Source organism: Microbispora sp. CSR-4 (assembly GCF_008033685.1).
Lineage (GTDB): Bacteria > Actinomycetota > Actinomycetes > Streptosporangiales > Streptosporangiaceae > Microbispora.
In genome coordinates this window covers 101,117-118,888 of the sequence record NZ_VJVX01000012.1, presented here as the reverse complement: position 1 = coordinate 118,888, position 17,772 = coordinate 101,117, and the positions used below count along the sequence as shown (strand labels likewise).

The following is a 17,772-nucleotide window of genomic DNA, read 5'->3' as shown; positions in this document are numbered from 1 at the left end:
GGGGATGTGCGCCATGTTCAGGGGGATGTGCGCCATGCCGCGACGTTCGAGCACGGCCCTGCCGGCACCGGTCAACGGTGTCGCCGCCGTGCCGCCGTGTCCGGCGGCGACGTCGATGTGGCTGTTCGCGGATCACCCACTGGCCACCGGCCCGCCCCCGCACAACGACCACACGCCGTGTCCACCCCCACACAAGAGCCGAGCCCCGCATGATGGCCCGCCCCCGCACAAAGGCCGGGCTACGCACAAGCGCCAGGCGCTGTGCCCACCCCCGTACAAGAGCCGAGCCCCGCACGACGGCCCGGCCCCGCACGACGGCCGGGCTACGCACGAGCGCCAGGCGCTGTGTCGGGCCCTGCACAAGGGCTGGGCGCTGTGCAGGACGCCGCACAAGGGGCGGGCGCTGTGCCGGACGCCGTGTCAGCCACCGTGCCTGCCACCGTCTCGTCCACCGCGTCAGACGCTCTGCCGGACGCTGTGTGCGCTCCAACTTGTGCCGGTGCTCCCGGCGTACGGGGACCCGGTGGTGCTCCTGGCGCTGATCTGCGGGGTGCTCCTGCTGGCCGGGACGGTCGCGTATCTCGGCCTCCGCCTGACCGGCCGAATGATCTCGCCGTCACCGGCGCCCCGGACCGAGCCGGACGAGGGTGAGGAGGAGGGCTCGCAGCGGCCGGCCCCGGTGCCCGACGAGGCCGACTGCCTTGCACCCGGCATGAACCGTACGCTCGGGCAACTGGAGGAGGCACTGGAACGGCAGCGCCGTTTCAGCTCCGACGCCTCCCATGAGCTACGCACCCCGATGACCGCCATGCGTACGCAGATCGAGGACGCGCTTCAGGCACCGCAGGAGACCGACGTGACCACCCTGGCCATGGCGCTGCTGCCGAGCCTCGACCGGCTGCAGCGGATCGCGACCGACCTGCTGGCGCTCTCGCAGTTGGAAAGCGACGCGCTGCCCGTCCGGCGGCAGCGGGTGGATCTCGGCAAGCTCGCCGAAGGCGAGCTACAGATGCTGCCCATCACGAAGCGGCTGGTCCCCCTGCTCGACCCGGACGTCGTCGTGCTGGGAGACCCCCACTCGCTCGGCAGCCTCATCAGCAACCTCATCGGCAACGCGCAGCGGCACGCCGCCAGCACGGTCACGGTCACCGTGTGGCGCGAACCACGAGAACCGCGCGAACCCGGGGGATCACCGGACAGATCGCCGGATGCATCACTGAACGGAACGGCCGTGCTCGAAGTGGCCGACGATGGCCCCGGGATCCCCAGCGAGCAGCGGGAGAAGGTCTTCCAGCGGTTCACGCGGCTCGACGCGGCCCGCAGCAGGGACGCGGGAGGAGCCGGGCTGGGGCTGGCCATCGCCCGCCAGGTCGCCCAGAACCACGGCGGCCGGCTGACCATCGAAGACAGCGCCGAGGGGGCGCGCTTCGTGCTGCGGCTGCCGCTCGCCCCCTGAACCCCCGAACCCCCGTATCCCCGCACCCGCCGAACCCCGGAGCCCCAGCACCCGGAATCCCCGAACCGCCGACTTCCGACCCCCGCACCCCATACCCCCGTATTCCCGCACCGCGGAACCCCGGAGCCCCCGAAGCCCCGAACCGCAGAGCTCCGAAGCTCCGTGGCGGGTTCGGCAGAGAACGACCGGGAACGCGTTGACATGACGCGTCCGCGACCTACACTCAAACGAGTGAACGATCGTTCAAGTGTTGTGGATCTCGCGACGGCCGACTCCTGCGCGCTCCCGGTGGTGGACGCCCACCGGGTGGAGACGGTCAGGAGGGCCATGCCGTCCCATGGGACGGTGGAGGACCTGGCACAGGTCTTCGGCCTCCTCGCAGATCCCGGGCGACTGCGGCTGATCGCGGCGCTACTCGAGGGCGGCGAGATGTGCGTCTGCGATCTCGCCGCGGCGACCGGCCACAGCATGTCCGCAGCGTCGCACGCCCTGCGCCTGCTCCGAGTCCACAACGTGGTGAAGGTGCGGCGCGCGGGAAGGATGGCCTATTACCGCCTCGCGGACTCGCACGTGCGGCTGCTGTTCGACCTGGCGATCACGCACATCGGACATGAGGAGAAGGACCGCGACGATGGGTGAAGCCGGTAGGGAGCACGGGCACCACACCGGGACGGGCGACGACCGCGAGCACGGGCACGCGCGCGACCATGACGACGCGCACGGCCGCGGCCGCGGCCGAGACCATGCGCGCGGTGGCGCTCGCGGTCGCGGTCATGGTCATGGTCATGGTCATGGACACGGTCACGGGCACGCGGTCAGCGCCGAGGCCGACCGGCGGCTGCTGACCGGCGCGCTGGCGCTCATCCTCGGTTTCATGGCGGTCGAGGTCGTCATCGGCGTCATCGCGCACTCCCTGGCCCTGGTCTCCGACGCCGGGCACATGCTCACCGACGCCATCGCCATCGCCTTCGCGATCATCGCGATGCGGATCGCCGCCCGCCCGCCGCAGGGCGGCTTCACCTACGGCCTGAAACGCGCCGAGATCATCAGTGCCCAGATCAACGGCATCACGCTGCTGCTGCTCAGCGTCTACTTCGTCTATGAGGCCGTATGCAGGCTGATCGAGCCGCCCGAGGTCCACGGCGCGTACGTCGTCGCGACCGGCATCGCCGGAATCGTCGTGAACCTGGCCGCGACCTGGCTGCTGAGCAGAGCCAACCGCGGCAGCCTGAACGTCGAGGGCGCCTTCCAGCACATCCTCAACGACCTGTTCGCCTTCGTCGCCACGACCATCGCCGGCGCGGTGATCTGGCTGACCGGCTGGGGCCGGGCCGACGCCCTGGCCGCCCTGGTCGTGGCCGCCCTGATGCTGAAGGCCGGGTGGGATTTGGTGCGCGAGTCCGGCCGGGTCTTCATGGAGGCCGCCCCCGCCGGGATGAACCCCGCGGAGATCGGCCGCAAGGCCGCCGCACTGGAACACGTGGTGGAGGTGCACGACCTGCACATCTGGGAGGTCACCAGCGGCTACCCCGCCATGTCGGCGCACATCCTGGTCGCGCCCGGCGCCGACTGCCACGCCGTACGGCAGGCCGCGCAGCGGATGGTCCACGACGAGTACGGCATCGCACACACCACGCTGCAGGTCGACCACGCCCCGCCCGAGCTTCTCGCGATCGGCGAGACGGCGGCCGGGGCGGCCGAGCCCCACTGTGCGGACGCGCACGGCCCCGCGCACGTCAACGGGCAGACGGCGGCCGGGGAGAGCCGTCCTTCGCAGAGCTGCGCCGCCCGCCGCTACATCAGGTTCCCCAGCGCGAGACGCCTCTCCTGACCCCGGCCCCTCAAGGCTGCCCACCGCCCCGCCGATATATCAGGGTTCCCGAGCGCCGGACGCCTCTCCTGACCCCGGCCCCTCAAGGCTGCCCCCCGCCCCGCCGATATATCGGGGTTCCCGAACGCCGGACGCCTCTCCTGACGGACCCCCGGCCTCTCCCAGGGCCGCACCGCCGCCACATCAGGTCTCCCAGCGCTGGATGCCTCTCCTGACCGTCGCCCCTTCCGTCCTCGGCGGGTGTGGTGCTCTAGCCAACTGGGGCGAGGGACATGGCGGAATCCGGACGGCAGGCGGAGGCACGGGGAACGGGAGTGCGGACGGTGCGGCCGATTCCCGGACGGCCCTCATCGGGGGGGCTGCGCGCGGGCTTCGGCTGACGGGCTCCGTTTGCCAACCGACCTCAGGGGTATCAGGCGCGCATGTTCGCCCCGTCCGACCCGGACGTTCTCGTGCCCACCAGGGGCCTCCCGGGCGCGCCGGCCGTCACGTCGGCCGCCCTCGCGGCGCAGACCGTGTCAGAGACGGCATGGGCGCGCTGATCGAGGGCGTACGCCGCGTCGCGGTGCTGCGGGCCAACGCCCTGGGCGACCTGGTGCTCGCGATGCCCGCCCTGGAGTCGCTCCGCCGGGCCTACCCGGGGGCCCGGCTGACCCTCCTCGGCACCCCCTGGCACGCCCGGTTCCTGGACGGCAGGCCGGGGCCGGTCGACGACGTCATCGCCCTGCCCCCGATCTCCGGGGTGTCGACGACGGACGGCGGCTACCCGGCTCCGGAGACGCTGTTCAAGGAACTGCGCGAGCACCGGTTCGACCTGGCCGTACAGATCCACGACGGCGGGCGCCACTCCAACCCCTTCGTCAAGGCGATCGGCGCCCGCGTCACGGCCGGTCTGTGCACGCCGGACGCCGTACGGCTCGACCGGTGGGTGCCGTACGTCCACTACCAGCACGAGACGCTGCGCTACCTGGAGGTGGCCGCGCTGGTCGGCGGGACGGCCGAGGCGTACGAGCCGAGCATCGCGGTGACCGACGCCGACCACGCCGAGCTCGCCCGCGTGTACGGCGAGCCGCCTCCCGGCCTGGTGGCGCTGCATCCGGGGGCGAGCGACCCCCGGCGGCGCTGGCCGGCGCGGGCCTTCGCGGAGGCGGCCGACCGGCTCGGCCGCCCGGTCGTGATCACGGGCGTCGAGAGCGAGCGGGAGGTGGTCGAGGAGGTCGCGGCGGCGATGCGGCGGCCCGCCGTCACGGCGGTCGGCACGCTCGGCATCGGCGGCCTCGCCGCCCTGTACGAGCGCTGCGACCTGGTCATATCCAACGACACCGGCCCCCGCCACCTCGCCGCGGCGGTCGGCACGCCCACAGTCGGCATCTTCTGGTGCGGCGATCTCATCAACTCCGGGCCCTTCGGCCGGGCTCTCCACCGGCCGCTGGTCTCCTGGACGGAGCGGTGCCCGGTCTGCGGCGTGAACGGCCACGATGCGCGGCCGCCGCGGTGCCCGCACGACGAGTCGTGGGTGGCCGACGTTCCGGTCGACGACGTGGTCGAGCAGGCGGAGGACCTGCTCCGCCACCAGAGCCGGACACCCTGACGACCAGACGACAAGCGGACGCCTCCGCGACCGGCAGGACGCCTCGAATCAGCGGGACCGCCCCGGCAATTCAGCAGGACGCCTCGGGTCAGCGGGACCGCCCCGGCAAACCAGCACGACGCCTCGGGCCAGCGGGACGCCGTGACGACCAGCGGGGCTGCCCCGACAACCAGCGGGACACCGGAGGCTCCCGGTGGCGAAGACGACCCGCGCCGCGAGGAAGCCGATCCGGCTGTCGTCGGACGGCCGGATCACGCCGGTGGACGTCAATGTCTGCGTGTACGACCGGCCGCACCGTATAACCCTGAATCGGCCGCGCCGTACGACCCTGAACTGTCACGCCGACGCCATCACCCCGGCCATCATCGCCGGCCGGCCGCGGTGACCGTACTCCCCCGGTCGTAGCGGCGTACGCCCCTGATGCGACGGCGGTAGCACCGGGAGCCTCCCGGCGTGCGACGACGCCGAGGCCCGCCGGCGGCACGATCGAGACACCGCCCGGGGGACGGACGGTGCCCGGGTCCCCGTACTCCCCCGGCGGTAGCCGACGTGTCTCTCGACGAGGGACGACACCGCCGGCCGCGTGGGACACGATCCCCGTGACTCCGGAATTCCCCCGCGACCGAAGGGAGCAAAAACATGCGAAAGGTATACACGGCATTAGCGGGGCTGCTACTCGCCGCCGCCGTCCTCCAGATGTACCTCGCGGCCGTCGGCGCGTTCGACAAGCCGCAGGACGACTCCTCGTTCAGCCTGCACAGCATGAACGGCATGATGGTCATCCCGATCCTGTCACTGGTGGCCACCGCCGCCGCGGCGGCCGCCAAGGCGCCGGGACGCCAGATCGGGCTGACCATCCTGCCCGTCGGCCTCGTCATCGTGCAGTCGCTGATCATCGCGCTGGGCGGCCTGTTCGACGACAGCACCGGCAACACGACGCCGGTCTCCCTGGCGATCCTCGGTCTGCACGCCATCAACGGCATGGCCATCCTCGGCGTCTGCGGCATGGTGTTCCGTAACGCACGGCGGCTCATGTCGGCCGGGCCCGCCTCGTCGGAAGCCGCCGCAGAGGGCCGTCCGGCTCGCGCATCATGACGACCGACCTGCTCATGGCGCTCGACCTGCTCGTCTCGGTGCTGACCGCGGCGACGTGGGTGGGCGCGGGCGTGACCGCCGCGGCCCGTCGTCCGAGGACGGCGGCGGCCCTGTTCGCGGTCGCTCTTGTCGCGTCCCTGGCCCGGGTCTGGTCCGTCCTCGCCCTGGCCGGGGCCGGCTGGTGGTTCGTGCAGGAGAAGATCACCCTCGCGCTGCCACTTCTCGTCGCGGCGAGTCTCGTGGCCACCGCGCTCGCCGGGCCGCGCCTGCTTCGGGCGGCCCGGCGGGCGGACACGGCGTCGCGCGACGCCGTCAAAGCGCCCGTGGTCGTGGTGCCGCTGCTCGGCGCGGGGTACGCCGCGGCGGCCGGGATAGTGCAGACCTTCCTGATCGGATATCCGGCGGATCCGGGCACCGCTCTCCTTCTCCTGGCCGTAGTCGCGGGGGCCGTCCTGGGGACCTGGAGAGCGATGAGCGCGCGCGTACCCGGGCTGCGGTCCGCGACTGCGGCAACCGTCGTGGCCGCCGTGCTCGGCGCCGCTCTCGTGTTCCTTCCTTCCGCGCCGGCCACGGCGGAGGGCTCCGCCCCGGAAGGCGGCGCCGCCATGGGTGCGATGGACATGGGGGCCACGGACCTGGGTGCCATGGACATGGGGGCCACGGACAAGGGGGCCACGGACCTGGGGGCGCAGCCCGTCTCCCACGGCCACTCCGCCTCGGCAGGATCCGCCACGGGTGGGACGCCTCGTCCGGTGACCGACCTGCGCGGCCCGGCCACGCCTCCACCGGGCGGTGCCGTACGCCACTTCGACCTGACGGCCCGCATGGCGACCGTCACGCTGTCTTCGGGACGGAAGGTGTCGGCGTGGACCTTCAACGGCCAGGTCCCCGGGCCGTCGCTCACCGCCGAGCAGGGCGACCTCATCGAGGTGCGGCTGCGCAACGCGGACATCACGTCCGGCGTGACGCTCCACTGGCACGGCTATGACGTGCCCTCGGGCGAGGACGGCGTGCCCGGCCTCACCCAGGACGCCGTGCCGCCCGGCGGGGAGTTCGTCTACCGCTTCGTCGCCGAGCAGGTGGGGACGTACTGGTATCACACCCATGAGGTCTCCGACATCGGCGTCCGCATGGGGCTCTACGGCACGCTCGTCGTCACGCCGAAGGGAGCCGCGCCCACAGGACTGGACCTCACGCTGCCCGTGCACACGCTCGGGGGCGTGCTGGTGACGGGCGATCGCGACCAGTCCCTGGTCAAGCAGGCCGCGCCCGGCACGCCCGTACGGCTGCGCCTGATCAACACCGACAACACGCCGCATCGGTTCACGCTGGCGGGCACGCCCTACCGGCTGGTGGCGGTGGACGGGACGGACCTGAACGGGCCGGGCACGCTCGCCAAGGTCGGCCTGCGACTCGCGGCGGGCGGCCGGTATGACCTCGCGTTCACGATGCCGCCGGACCCCGTCGTCCTGAAGATCGACGACCGCGCCGACTCCGTACGGCTCGTCCCGGAAGGCACCAGCCCCACAACAGCGCAGGACGCGAGCGCCGCGACGGAGAGCCCGAGCACGACGGCGGCACAGGGCGACAGCCCCACAACAACACAGCGCGACAGCCCCACGACCGCGCTGAGCGCGACGGCGGGCGCCGGAGCCGTTCCCGCCGCCGACAGTCAGACGGCGGACTGGCCGGAGCTGGACCTCACCCGATATGGCACCCCCGCGCCCACGCCGTACACGTCCCGCAGCCGGTTCGACCGCGACTTCACGCTCGTCCTCGACCGGGGGCTCGCGCTGACGAACGGGAAGCCGGCGTACGCGCACACGGTGAACGGCCTCGCCTTCCCCAACATCCCCACGGAAGTGGTCAGGGATGGCGACCTGGTGCGGCTCACCGTGGTCAACCGCGGCCGGGACACCCACCCCTGGCATCTCCACGGCCATCGGGTGCTCGTGCTCTCGCGGAACGGCCACTCCGTCACCGGCAGTCCCCTGTGGCTCGACACCTTCGACGTACGGCCCGGCGAGGTATGGGAGGTGGCCTTCCGCGCCGACAACCCGGGACTGTGGATGAACCACTGCCACAACCTGAGCCACGCCGACCTAGGCATGATGCTGCACCTGGCCTACCAGGGGGTGACCTCGCCCTTCCACGGCGCGCACGGCGGGTGACTGAATCACCCTTTTTCCCAAGGCGTCGAGTAAAAAATCACAGCGGGAATTCCACCGAGGTGTAAACGCACGGTAATAAGATCAGAACTTCGGGTGAGCAGAACAGGCCCGGGTCCCCCCGGCCGGGCGTGGACGATGCCGACCGAAGGGAGAGATCGTGACAGTGGCGAAGAGCATCGTTCCCGCGCTGGTGACGTTGGCCGCCACGGGGTGGCTCGTCGCGGGCCGGCCCGCGCCGGCCCTCGCGGGACCGGCCGGTTCCGACACCGGGGGGCACCTCACACCAAGGATCGCGACCGACCCGGCGTCGGGCGTCCGGGGGCATCCCGGCTCGGGGGCCGCGGCGGTCCGGCCTCCCGGCCCCGGTGATCCCACCGCGTCGGGGCCGTACGGGCAGGTCGTGCACCTGGCCCAGCAGGGGCCCGGTCTCGTGTGCACCTACCGGCTCAGGGGCGTACGCAAGGGAGGCTTCCTCAACGTCCGCGACGGCGCCGGCATCCGCCACGCCCCCCTCGCCAAGCTGCGGCCCGCCGACGGAGGATTCTCCGGCGCCTGCACCGCCACCAGCGGCTGGATCGCGGTGAAGACCGCCGACGGGACCTCGGGTTACGCCGCCGCCCGCTACCTCCACCGGCTCGATCTGAGCGGGCGGCCCTCGCTCTCGTGCGTCTACCGCCTCCGGCACGTGCGCAAGGGAAGCTTCCTCAACGTCCGCGAGGGTGCCGGCATCCACCATGCCCGTGTCGGCAAACTGCGGCGGGCCGACGGGAACATCCCCGGGGCGTGTGACGCCACCCACGGCTGGGTGGCCGTGGACACCGGCGACGGCATCCCCGGCTGGGCCTCCGCCCGCTACCTCCGCAAGCTGTGACGACAGGGCCATGAGACCCCGGATGCGCAAATCAGCAGGCCCGAGACATGCCGCTCGGCACGCCCGGGACGCGCCGCCCGGCAGGCCCGGGATGTGACGGCCAAGCCGACCGACTCGGAATACGCAGTCCGGAAAGCCCGGAACGCGCTGACCAGCAAGCCCCGGACGCGCCGGCCGGCACTTGCCGGACGCGGCGAAGCCGCGCTGCCCCCTTCCCCGGTATCCCCCTGGCCGGGGACGGGGGCCGCGGCCTTTCAGCCGAGATCGGGATGCGGGATGTAGCAGTCGAGCCGCATGACGTCCTCGCTGGTCATCAGCGTGTCCATGTCGCCGATGCGCCAGCCGTCCTCCAGCAGCAGGGCGAGCAGCGGATGCGCGCCCGGCACCGCCACATGGATCGGCATGCGGCCCGGCATGCGGCCCGGCCCGTGAACCGGCGCGGGGCCGGGTAGACAGCCCGGCGCATGCACCGGCTTGTGGTCCGGCCCATGAACCGGCCCGTGGATCGGTGCGGTGCGGTGGTGGGCGTTCGCCGCCTCCAGCACGATGTCGGCGCAGTCCTGCGGGGTCACGCCCCCGGCCGGTCCGATGACGACCTGGTCTCCGGCCGTCCTGGCGAACGCGTAACCCGAGTCGCTGACGTGCAGGGTCACCCCGGGCAGCCCGGCGTACCAGGTGAGGGTCGAGGTGCGGTCGCCGCCGGAGACATGGGCGTCCAAGACCGCCGCCGCGTGGACGTCCGCATCTCCCGGCGCCGTCCGCGCATTCGCTACCCCGGGCATCTGAGGGTTCGCATTCCCCGGCACCACCCCGACATCCGCCGCCCCGGGCACCCTAAAGTCCGCACCCCCCGGCGCCACCCCGACATCCGCCGCCCGCATGTCAGCTACCCCAGACGCCGGAAAGTCTGCATCCTCTGGCGTCTCCTGGTCGCCGGGCGGCCTGCGCGTCAGGTAGAAGAGTGGGCAGCGCGGGCGCATCCCGTGCCTGATGTAGAGGGCGAGCGCCCTCCTGTCGGCCGACGCGAAGGTGACCTTGGGCGTGCCGGCGGGCAGCAGGCGGGACAGGATCGTGCGGCCCAGCCTCGACGACTGGTGGCCGGGCAGGACGAAAAGGTCTCCGAGGTGCGTGACCGTCCCCCGGCGCAGCGTGCCGCCGAACCCCGCGATCGTGCCGTCCACCTCGCCGACGAGCACCTCGCCGAACTCGCGTTCCGCGTCCACGAAGTCCGGCCGCTCCGGCCACAGATCCAGGAGGCCGAAGTGGCCGGCGACGGCACGTACGCCGGCCATGTCGGCTCCGGCGGCGGGGCGGACGATCGGTTCCGCCATCGGTCTCCCCCTGCGGTTTCGCCCTATGTCCCGATCACCATAGGGCGCGTGCAGGGGGATCGCGACGTCCGCCCACCCCGTACGGCTGTCCGCTCGGGTCAGCCCTTGATGGCCCCCGCGGTCAGGCCGCTGACGAGCTGGCGCTCGGCCACGGCGTAGAAGCCGAGGGCGGGCAGCATCGCGACCACGATGTAGGCCATGACCCGTGCGACGTCCGTGGCGTACTGCCCCTGGAACTGCTGGACGCCCAGCGGGATGGTGAACAGGCTGTCGTCACTGAACACCACGAGCGGCAGCATGAACTGGTTCCAGCTGTTCACGACCGCGAGCACGGAGACCGTGGCGATCGCGGGCCGGGCCATCGGCAGCAGGATCCGCCAGAAGAACCCGAACGGGGAGCACCCGTCGAGGATCGCCGCCTCCTCGATCTCTCCCGGGATGGCCCGGAAGAAGCCGCGCAGGATGATGATCGTCATCGGCATGCCGAAGGCGGCCTGCGGGAGGATCACGCCGAGCGGGTTGTCGAGCAGCCCGAACATCCGCAGCAGCACGAACAGCGGCAGGATCGCCACCGCGAACGGGAACATCAGCCCGGCGGCGAACATCGTGAACAGCGCCTCACGCCCCCGGAAGGCGAAGCGCGCGAACACGAAGGCCGCCAGCGCGGACACCGCGACGACCACGAGCGTGGTCAGCACGGCGATGTAGGTGCTGTTCCAGAGCATCTGCCAGAACGACGACGAGGCGAGCACGCTGGTGTAGTTTTCCGGCACCCAGGGGCTGGGCAGACCGATCGGGTTGCTCGACAACTGGGCGGTGGTCTTGAACCCGCCGAGCACGCCGTACACCAGCGGGATGCCGACGAACAGCGCCGTGATCACGACGATGGTGTGCAGGGACAGGCTGCGCAGCAGACCGCCCGACGTCGGCGACTGCTTGTGACGGTTGGCGCTCATCGCTGGTCCCTCAGCACGGTGCTCGCTCCTTCGAGGTCGCGGCGCATGACGTATCTCTGGTAGAACACCGCGAACACGAGGCTGATGAGGAACATCACCACGCTGATCGCGCTCGCGTAGCCGACCTGGAAGCGTTTGAAGCCGAACTGGAACATCGTGACGGCCATGGTCTCGGAGGAGTGCGAGGGGCCTCCGCCGGTGATGATCCAGACCAGGTCGAAGAGCTGGATCGCACCGATGACCGACAGGAACACGCTGATGCGGATCGTGGGCCCGAGCAGCGGCAGCGTGACGTAGCGGAAGACCTTCCACCCCGTCGCGCCGTCGATCTGCGCGGCCTCGGTGAGCTCCCTCGGGATGCCCTGGCGGCCGGCGATGTACAAGATCATGTGGAAGCCGAAGTACTTCCAGGTCATGACGATGAACACCGACATCATGACCGACGACGGGTCGGCGAACCAGTCGAGGGGGTCGATGCCGAACCAGCCGAGGATGTAGTTGGCCAGGCCCTCGGTGGGCGACAGGATCATCATGAAGAGGACCGCGGTGATCGCCTCGGACAGCACGTACGGGGCGAAGAACAGCAGGCGGAAGAACGCCCGGCCGCGGATCCTCTGGTTGAGCAGCATGGCGGTGCCCAGCGAGAGGGGAAGCTGGATCACCAGCGACAGGATGATCAGCAGGAGCCCGCGCCACAGGTCCCCGAGGAAGACCTCGTCGGCCAGCAGCTTGGTGAAGTTCGCCAGGCCGATGAAGTCCGTCGGCAGCCCGCGCATGCCGTTCCACTTGAACACGCTCGCGTAGAAGGCGAGCAGGATCGGGGCCACGACGAGCCCGAAGAAGAGCACAAGCGCGGGAAGCAGGAACAGAAGGACAGTGGTGAACCCCCGGAGCCTGAGGCTCCGGGGTCTCGTCGTCTTCACGCGACAGTTACTCCGACTTCGCCGTTTCCGTGATGGCCTGCGCCACCTGCTCCGGCGTCTTGGTGCCGGCGATCAGCTCGGCCACGGAGTCGTTGACCTCCTGGCCGACGGCCGGCGGGAACGCCTGGTCGAGGTAGAGCTGGAAGCCGGTGGCGGTGGCGAGGTTCTTGGCGACCACGCTGAGGTTCGGGTCGGTGACCGCGTCCTCCTCGCCCTTCAGCACCGGGAGCAAGCCGCCGGTCGCGACGGCCTTGCGGTGCTCGGTGCTCTCGGTGAGGAACTTCAGGAACTCGACCGCCTCCGCCGGAGCGTCGGCACCGATCGCGAAGCCGCCGCCGCCGCCGAACGCGTCGGTGACCGCGCCCTGGCCGCCCTCGACCGCCGGGAAGGGGAAGAAGCCGAGGTCGTCGCCCAGGCCCTTGCCGGCGTCGTTCTGGACCGCGGGCGCCCACTGGCCCATCAGCTCCATCGCGGCCTTGCCGTCGCCCATGGTCGCGGCCTGACCGCCCGGGTCGCCGTACGTCGCGCCGAGGTAACCCTTCTGGAACGGCTGGAGGTCGGCCAGTTCCTTGAGCTTCTGCCCCGCCTGCACGAACGCCGGACCCGTGAAGTCCTTGCTGTCACCGGCCTGCTTGAGGGCGTCAAGGCCGCCGATCCGCATTGCGAGGTAGGCCCAGTAGTAGTGACCCGGCCACTTGTCCTTGCCGGCGAGCGCGATCGGGGTGATCCCGGCCGACTTCAGCTTCTTGACGTCCTCGAGGAGCTGCGACCAGGTCGCCGGAGGCTCGGCGATCCCGGCCTTCTTGAAGAGCGCCTTGTTGTACCAGAAGCCCACCATGCCGATGTCGTCGGGGATGGCGTAGGTCTTGCCCTCGACCTGGTAGGCCGACAGCGCGGCGTCCGTGAAGGTGCCGAGCCAGTCACCGGCCTCGGTGCTCAGGTCCCTCACCAGGCCCGCGTCGACCTGCTGGGCGAGCACGCCGCCACCCCAGGTCTGGAAGATGTCCGGCGCCTTGCCCGACTGCGTGAGCGTCGTCAGCTTCGCCTTGAACGCCTCGTTCTCGTAGGGAACGCTCTTGATGGTGATGTTCGGGTGCGAGGCCTGGAAGTCCTTGATCGCCTGAGCGCCGTAGCTCTTCAGGGGATCCGTGGTCCAGATGTTCCAAAACTCGACGGTCACCTTGCCGCCGGCCGAGCTCTTGCCCTCTCCGGCGGCGTCATCCCCCGAACTACCACATCCCCCGAGGACCAGTGCCGACGCCGCCAGGAGCGCCGCACCTCGCCGACTCAACTTCACGGTGGTTTCCCTTCTGGATTCCGACCGAAACTTTCGGCAGTCGCCCGATAGTTTCTGCGATGGGGCAGACGTTACAGCGGGGTTAGGTACATATCAACGGCTGTTGTGCACCTGTTACGCACGGTCGGGGGCGAACGAAAGTACGGCCGATCGACGCAGCTCAAAAGGGATGCATAGGGATCAATCAGGCGGCATTTACGGACAGCCGGAACCCGTCGACCGTCCTGCTCGTACGCGGGACGCGTGAGAACCGTGGTAGGGAAACGTCACCATGCCACGAAACGTAAATCGCATGCAAGGGGTCGAACGCCGCGCATGCCGAAGAACCCGGACGTCCCCGGGTGAGGAGCCGGCGAAAGCGTCAGCGGGCGGCGGCGGTCGGCCGCTTGCCGTACGCGTGCTTGACGAGCTCGATCAGGACTTCCTTGCCCGATTCCCGCTTGCGCGCGTCGCACAGCATGATCGGCACGTCCTGGCTGAGGTTGAGCGCGAGCTTGACCTCGTCCAGCTCGAAGACCGGAGCGCCCTCGAAACAGTTGACCGCGACGACGAACGGCGTGCCGCGGCGCTCGAAGTAGTCCACTGAGGGGAAGCAGTCGGCGAGCCTGCGGGTGTCGGCCAGCACGACCGCGCCGAGCGCCCCCCGGGCGAGCTCGTCCCAGACGAACCAGAACCGCTCCTGGCCGGGGGTGCCGAAGAGATAAAGGACGAAGTCCTGCCCGATGCTGATGCGGCCGAAGTCCATGGCGACCGTCGTGGTCGCCTTCGCCTCGACCCCGGACAGGTCGTCCACGCCGACGCTGCGGTCGGTCAGCGTCTCCTCCGTGCGCAGCGGCCGGATCTCCGACACCGCGCCGACCATCGTGGTCTTGCCCACCCCGAAGCCGCCGGCGATCAGCAGTTTGATCGCCGTGGGCATCTTCGGCGGGGTCGTCCCGGAATCAGAGCGCGCGAAGGCCATCGAGCACCGCCTTGTACATCCGCTCGTCGAGCACGTCCATCTCCGGTTGGGGTTGCTGCACGGCCACGTAGCCCCGGTCGAACAGGTCGCCGAGGAGGACCCGGACGATCCCGGCCGGCAGGTCGAGATGGGCCGCGATCTCCGCGACCGACAGCGGCCTGCGGCACAGCCGCACGATCGCCTGGTGCTCGGGGTCCAGCCCGATCTCGGTCCCCGTGGTGGGACGGACCGTCACCGCGAGCGAGATGAGGTCGAAGCGGTCCTGCGCCTCCGTACGGCCACGCGCGATCACGTACGGCCGGATGGTCGGCGCGTCGAGTAAACGGTCCTCGTCCGGGCTCCACTCGGAGTTCACAGGCGGACCTCTCTCCCCGTCGTCCGGTCGATCGTCGTCCGCGCGGGCGAGGTGAGGTACTGCCCGACGCGCGCGACGAGCATCGCCATCTCGTACGCGACCAGGCCGACGTCGGCGTCACCCGAGCAGAGCACGGCCAGGCAGGCGCCCTGGCCCGCCACGGTCACGAGCAGGTAGGCCGACTTCATCTCGACGATGGTCTGCCGTACGGATCCGCCCTGGAAGCGCTCGCCGACGCCGCGCGCCAGGCTCTGCAGCCCGGAGGCGACGGCCGACAGGTGCTCGGCGTCCTCCGTGCGAAGCCCCTGCGAGCCGGCCAGCAGCAGCCCGTCGGTGGACAGCACGATGCCGTGCTCGACCTCGCGGACCCGTGCTACAAGATCGTCCAGCAGCCACGCGAGGTCCGCGGAGGCCCCGGTCTTCTGCGTCACAGGTTGTCCTCCTCGTCACCCAGCAGCTTCGCGGCCTCGGATCTGCCGCGCCTCGTTCCCGACTGGAACGAGCCCATGATCTTACGGATGTCCTCCGGCGAGCGATCTTCCTCGTCGTCCGCCTCGTCGCCGTTCCTCGACTCCTCGGCGAGCGCGGGGGCGAGGTTGGCCTGCGGCACCCGGAAGGGCAGGCCCGATGGGGTGAACCCGGCCGAGGGCGCGGGCCTGTCGGGATCCGGATCGGCGTCGCCGGGCGGTGGTGGGACGCTCTGCAGAGGCCTGGGCGGCTCGGGAGCCCTCGGCACGGGAACCACCTCCTGAACTGGTGCGGAGACCGCCTCGGGCGCGCCGACAAGCGCGATCTTCCGGGAGCCGGTCCCGCGGCGCGGGAGGCCGGACTCGGTCTCCTCCTCGGGCAGGTCCTCCCCGCCCTCGATGACGAGGTCCCGCGGCAGCAGCACGACCGCGGTCGTGCCGCCGTAAGGCGACGCCTTGAGCGAGACCTTGATCCCGTGCCGCTCGGCCAGGCGGCTGACGACGTACAGGCCGAGCCGGGCGGTGCTCGAGAGGTTGAACTCGGGCGGGTCGGCGATCCGCTGGTTGGTCGCTTCGAGGTCCTCGGCGCTCATCCCGAGGCCGCGGTCCTCGATCTCGATCGCGTAGCCGCTGGCCACCACCTGGCCGCCCACCTGCACCATCGTGTACGGCGGGGAGAACGACACGGCGTTCTCGATCAGCTCGGCGAGCAGGTGGATGACGTCGCCGACCGCGCGTCCGAGGAGCGCGGTCTCTCCCATCGGCATCACGGTGACGCGGGTGTAGTCCTCGACCTCGGCCAGCGCGCCGCGTACGACGTCGACCATAGGCACCGAGCGCCGCCAGGCGCGGGCGGGAGACGCCCCGGACAGGACGATGAGGTTCTCCGCGTTGCGCCGCATGCGGGTGGCGAGGTGGTCGATGCGGAACAGGTCCTTCAGCTCGGCCGGGTCCGACTCGCGCCGCTCCATCACGTCGAGCAGGGTGAGCTGGCGGTGCACCAGCGACTGCGTACGACGGGCGAGGCTGAGCAGGATGTCGCGGATGCTCTGCCGGAGCTGGGCCTCCTCGACGGCGGTGCGGATGGCCGTCTCCTGCACCGTGTTGAACGCCGCGCCCACCTGGCCGATGACGTCGGGCCCGAATTCGAGCGGCGGCGCCTCGGCCTTGACGTCGACCTTCTCGCCCTGGGCGAGGCGGGCGACCACTCCGGGCAGCCGTTCGTTGGCCAGTTCGAGCGCGGCCTCGCGCAGCTTCTCGAGCTGGCGCACCAGGGCGCGGGCCGTGGTGATGGACAGGATGATCGACGCGATGACCGCCACGAGGCCGAGCACACCGGCCAGCACCAGCCGGGTGATGACGCCGACGGCGACGGGCGTCGCCCGATCGACCATCGTCTCGCCCGCGCCGCTGACGACGTCGTGCAACTGGTTCAGGGCGGCCGAGGACGCGGACTGCCACTGCTCCCCGCCGATGGGCGCGCGCAGACCGGGCCGGCCCTGCTGCGCGACCAGATCCTCCAGGCTGTGGAGCTGGCTGAGCGCGGCGCTCTTCTGCAGACGCTGGTAGACGTCGGGAAGCGGCTCCTCCAGGTCGGACTTCGCCAGGTCCATCACGTTGCGCTCGGCGCCGACGAGCTGGGTGAACTGGGCGACCTCCGCCTGGCCGAACCTGCCCGCCGCGATGACGCCGGTCAAAAGTGCATCTTCGCGCGATATAAGTTCTCGTGCCCAGTTCAGGCTGATAAGTGTCCGCGTGTCTTTCGCGAGCTGGTCGTCGTCCAACGTGGCGAGCGAATAGTAGGTCTGGAAAAGAGAGTCGATGGGGCCGTTGTAGGCGCTGATGGCCTTGCCGCGGTCCACCTGGCGCGCGTCCACCGCGTGCCGCACCGAACGGAGCTGGTCGAGCTGCCGGAACGTGCGATCGATCCTTTTCCGCAGCTCGTCGGTCGCCGCGAACCGGAGGGTGTCACTGCTCGCCAGCCTGCGGAACTCACCGGCCGCGGCGTCCGTACGGGAGCGCTGGGCGGAGAGGTCGGCGGACGAGACCAGCACCGGGCTCACCAGGCGGGATACCGTCAGGCGCCGCTCCTTCTGCAGCTCCACCAGCAGCGACTCGCTCGGCTGAGCGACGTTGCTGTTGTAGACCGCCACCCACGCGAGGTTGAGACCGTCCCGCACGGTCACCCAGGCGGCGAAGATCCACAGTGCCGCAAGCGACACGAGCAGGGCCGTGACTTTGGTCCGCACGCGCGAGTTGCGGAAGCGCATAACACCCACCAAGCGACATATGAAAAGCCGTCATAGCGCGTTTCCCGGCGATTAACCAGAAGCTCATCGCTAGGGCGGCGGACATCGCCCAACATTTATAGCCGCGCCACGCCCCGCCACCTTAGCAATGGACAGAAAATCGCTCAAGGCCGCATTATGTACGCCATTTGGGGCAAATGTACGAATGTATGCCTATA

17 protein-coding genes are annotated in these 17,772 nt (G+C 70.6%); 9 read left to right on the top strand and 8 right to left on the bottom strand.

What is annotated here, in order from left to right:
- Positions 1 to 499: 499 nt before the first annotated feature.
- From FLV34_RS12480 to FLV34_RS12445, 9 genes are all read left to right on the top strand, one after another.
- Positions 500 to 1,456: a cell wall metabolism sensor histidine kinase WalK gene (locus FLV34_RS12480; RefSeq protein ID WP_168066509.1), complete on the top strand. Its 957-nt coding sequence runs from the start codon at positions 500 to 502 to the stop codon at positions 1,454 to 1,456.
- Between the two features lie 231 nt (positions 1,457 to 1,687).
- Positions 1,688 to 2,095, top strand: a complete 408-nt coding sequence (locus FLV34_RS12475; RefSeq protein WP_260617510.1) for a helix-turn-helix transcriptional regulator — start codon at positions 1,688 to 1,690, stop codon at positions 2,093 to 2,095.
- Entirely contained in the window at positions 2,092 to 2,301 is a 210-nt protein-coding gene (locus tag FLV34_RS42335; RefSeq protein WP_261985756.1) for a hypothetical protein, read from the top strand. The genes FLV34_RS12475 and FLV34_RS42335 overlap by 4 nt, the downstream gene beginning before the upstream one ends.
- On the top strand, positions 2,295 to 3,287 hold the full coding sequence (locus tag FLV34_RS12470; RefSeq protein ID WP_261985755.1) for a cation diffusion facilitator family transporter: 993 nt from the start codon (positions 2,295 to 2,297) through the stop codon (positions 3,285 to 3,287). The genes FLV34_RS42335 and FLV34_RS12470 overlap by 7 nt, the downstream gene beginning before the upstream one ends.
- A gap of 529 nt (positions 3,288 to 3,816) precedes the next feature.
- The gene (locus FLV34_RS12465; RefSeq protein ID WP_147943135.1) at positions 3,817 to 4,878 is read left to right on the top strand and encodes a glycosyltransferase family 9 protein; all 1,062 of its coding nucleotides are present in this window, start codon (positions 3,817 to 3,819) and stop codon (positions 4,876 to 4,878) included.
- Between the two features lie 193 nt (positions 4,879 to 5,071).
- Positions 5,072 to 5,263 carry a hypothetical protein gene (locus tag FLV34_RS12460; protein ID WP_142651546.1) on the top strand — a complete coding sequence of 64 codons (192 nt, stop codon included), beginning with the start codon at positions 5,072 to 5,074 and terminating at the stop codon, positions 5,261 to 5,263.
- Positions 5,264 to 5,517: 254 nt separating this feature from the next.
- Entirely contained in the window at positions 5,518 to 5,973 is a 456-nt protein-coding gene (locus FLV34_RS12455) for a DUF6220 domain-containing protein (protein WP_185949091.1), read from the top strand.
- The gene (locus FLV34_RS12450) at positions 5,970 to 8,144 is read left to right on the top strand and encodes a multicopper oxidase family protein (RefSeq protein WP_147943134.1); all 2,175 of its coding nucleotides are present in this window, start codon (positions 5,970 to 5,972) and stop codon (positions 8,142 to 8,144) included. The genes FLV34_RS12455 and FLV34_RS12450 overlap by 4 nt, the downstream gene beginning before the upstream one ends.
- 157 nt (positions 8,145 to 8,301) lie before the next feature.
- Positions 8,302 to 9,015 (top strand): hypothetical protein, encoded by a 714-nt coding sequence (locus FLV34_RS12445; protein WP_147943133.1) that lies wholly within the window; start codon positions 8,302 to 8,304, stop codon positions 9,013 to 9,015.
- Between the two features lie 254 nt (positions 9,016 to 9,269).
- Here FLV34_RS12445 and FLV34_RS12440 read toward each other — a convergent pair whose 3' ends face one another.
- From FLV34_RS12440 to FLV34_RS12405, 8 genes are all read right to left on the bottom strand, one after another.
- Complete coding sequence (locus FLV34_RS12440; protein WP_147943132.1) at positions 9,270 to 10,346, bottom strand: GNAT family N-acetyltransferase; 1,077 nt, start codon at positions 10,344 to 10,346, stop codon at positions 9,270 to 9,272.
- 98 nt (positions 10,347 to 10,444) lie between these two features.
- The gene (locus FLV34_RS12435; RefSeq protein ID WP_142651550.1) at positions 10,445 to 11,302 is read right to left on the bottom strand and encodes a carbohydrate ABC transporter permease; all 858 of its coding nucleotides are present in this window, start codon (positions 11,300 to 11,302) and stop codon (positions 10,445 to 10,447) included.
- Positions 11,299 to 12,225 (bottom strand): carbohydrate ABC transporter permease, encoded by a 927-nt coding sequence (locus FLV34_RS12430; protein ID WP_142651551.1) that lies wholly within the window; start codon positions 12,223 to 12,225, stop codon positions 11,299 to 11,301. The genes FLV34_RS12435 and FLV34_RS12430 overlap by 4 nt, the downstream gene beginning before the upstream one ends.
- 7 nt (positions 12,226 to 12,232) lie before the next feature.
- The gene (locus FLV34_RS12425) at positions 12,233 to 13,522 is read right to left on the bottom strand and encodes an extracellular solute-binding protein (protein ID WP_142651552.1); all 1,290 of its coding nucleotides are present in this window, start codon (positions 13,520 to 13,522) and stop codon (positions 12,233 to 12,235) included.
- Positions 13,523 to 13,883: 361 nt separating this feature from the next.
- Complete coding sequence (locus FLV34_RS12420) at positions 13,884 to 14,483, bottom strand: ATP/GTP-binding protein (protein WP_142651553.1); 600 nt, start codon at positions 14,481 to 14,483, stop codon at positions 13,884 to 13,886.
- A complete protein-coding gene (locus tag FLV34_RS12415) occupies positions 14,464 to 14,838 on the bottom strand; it encodes a DUF742 domain-containing protein (protein WP_142651554.1) in 375 nt (124 codons plus the stop codon). Before FLV34_RS12415 ends, FLV34_RS12420 begins: the two co-directional genes overlap by 20 nt.
- Complete coding sequence (locus FLV34_RS12410; protein ID WP_142651555.1) at positions 14,835 to 15,269, bottom strand: roadblock/LC7 domain-containing protein; 435 nt, start codon at positions 15,267 to 15,269, stop codon at positions 14,835 to 14,837. The genes FLV34_RS12415 and FLV34_RS12410 overlap by 4 nt, the downstream gene beginning before the upstream one ends.
- Positions 15,266 to 17,554: a sensor histidine kinase gene (locus FLV34_RS12405; RefSeq protein WP_261985753.1), complete on the bottom strand. Its 2,289-nt coding sequence runs from the start codon at positions 17,552 to 17,554 to the stop codon at positions 15,266 to 15,268. The genes FLV34_RS12410 and FLV34_RS12405 overlap by 4 nt, the downstream gene beginning before the upstream one ends.
- Positions 17,555 to 17,772 lie beyond the last annotated feature (218 nt).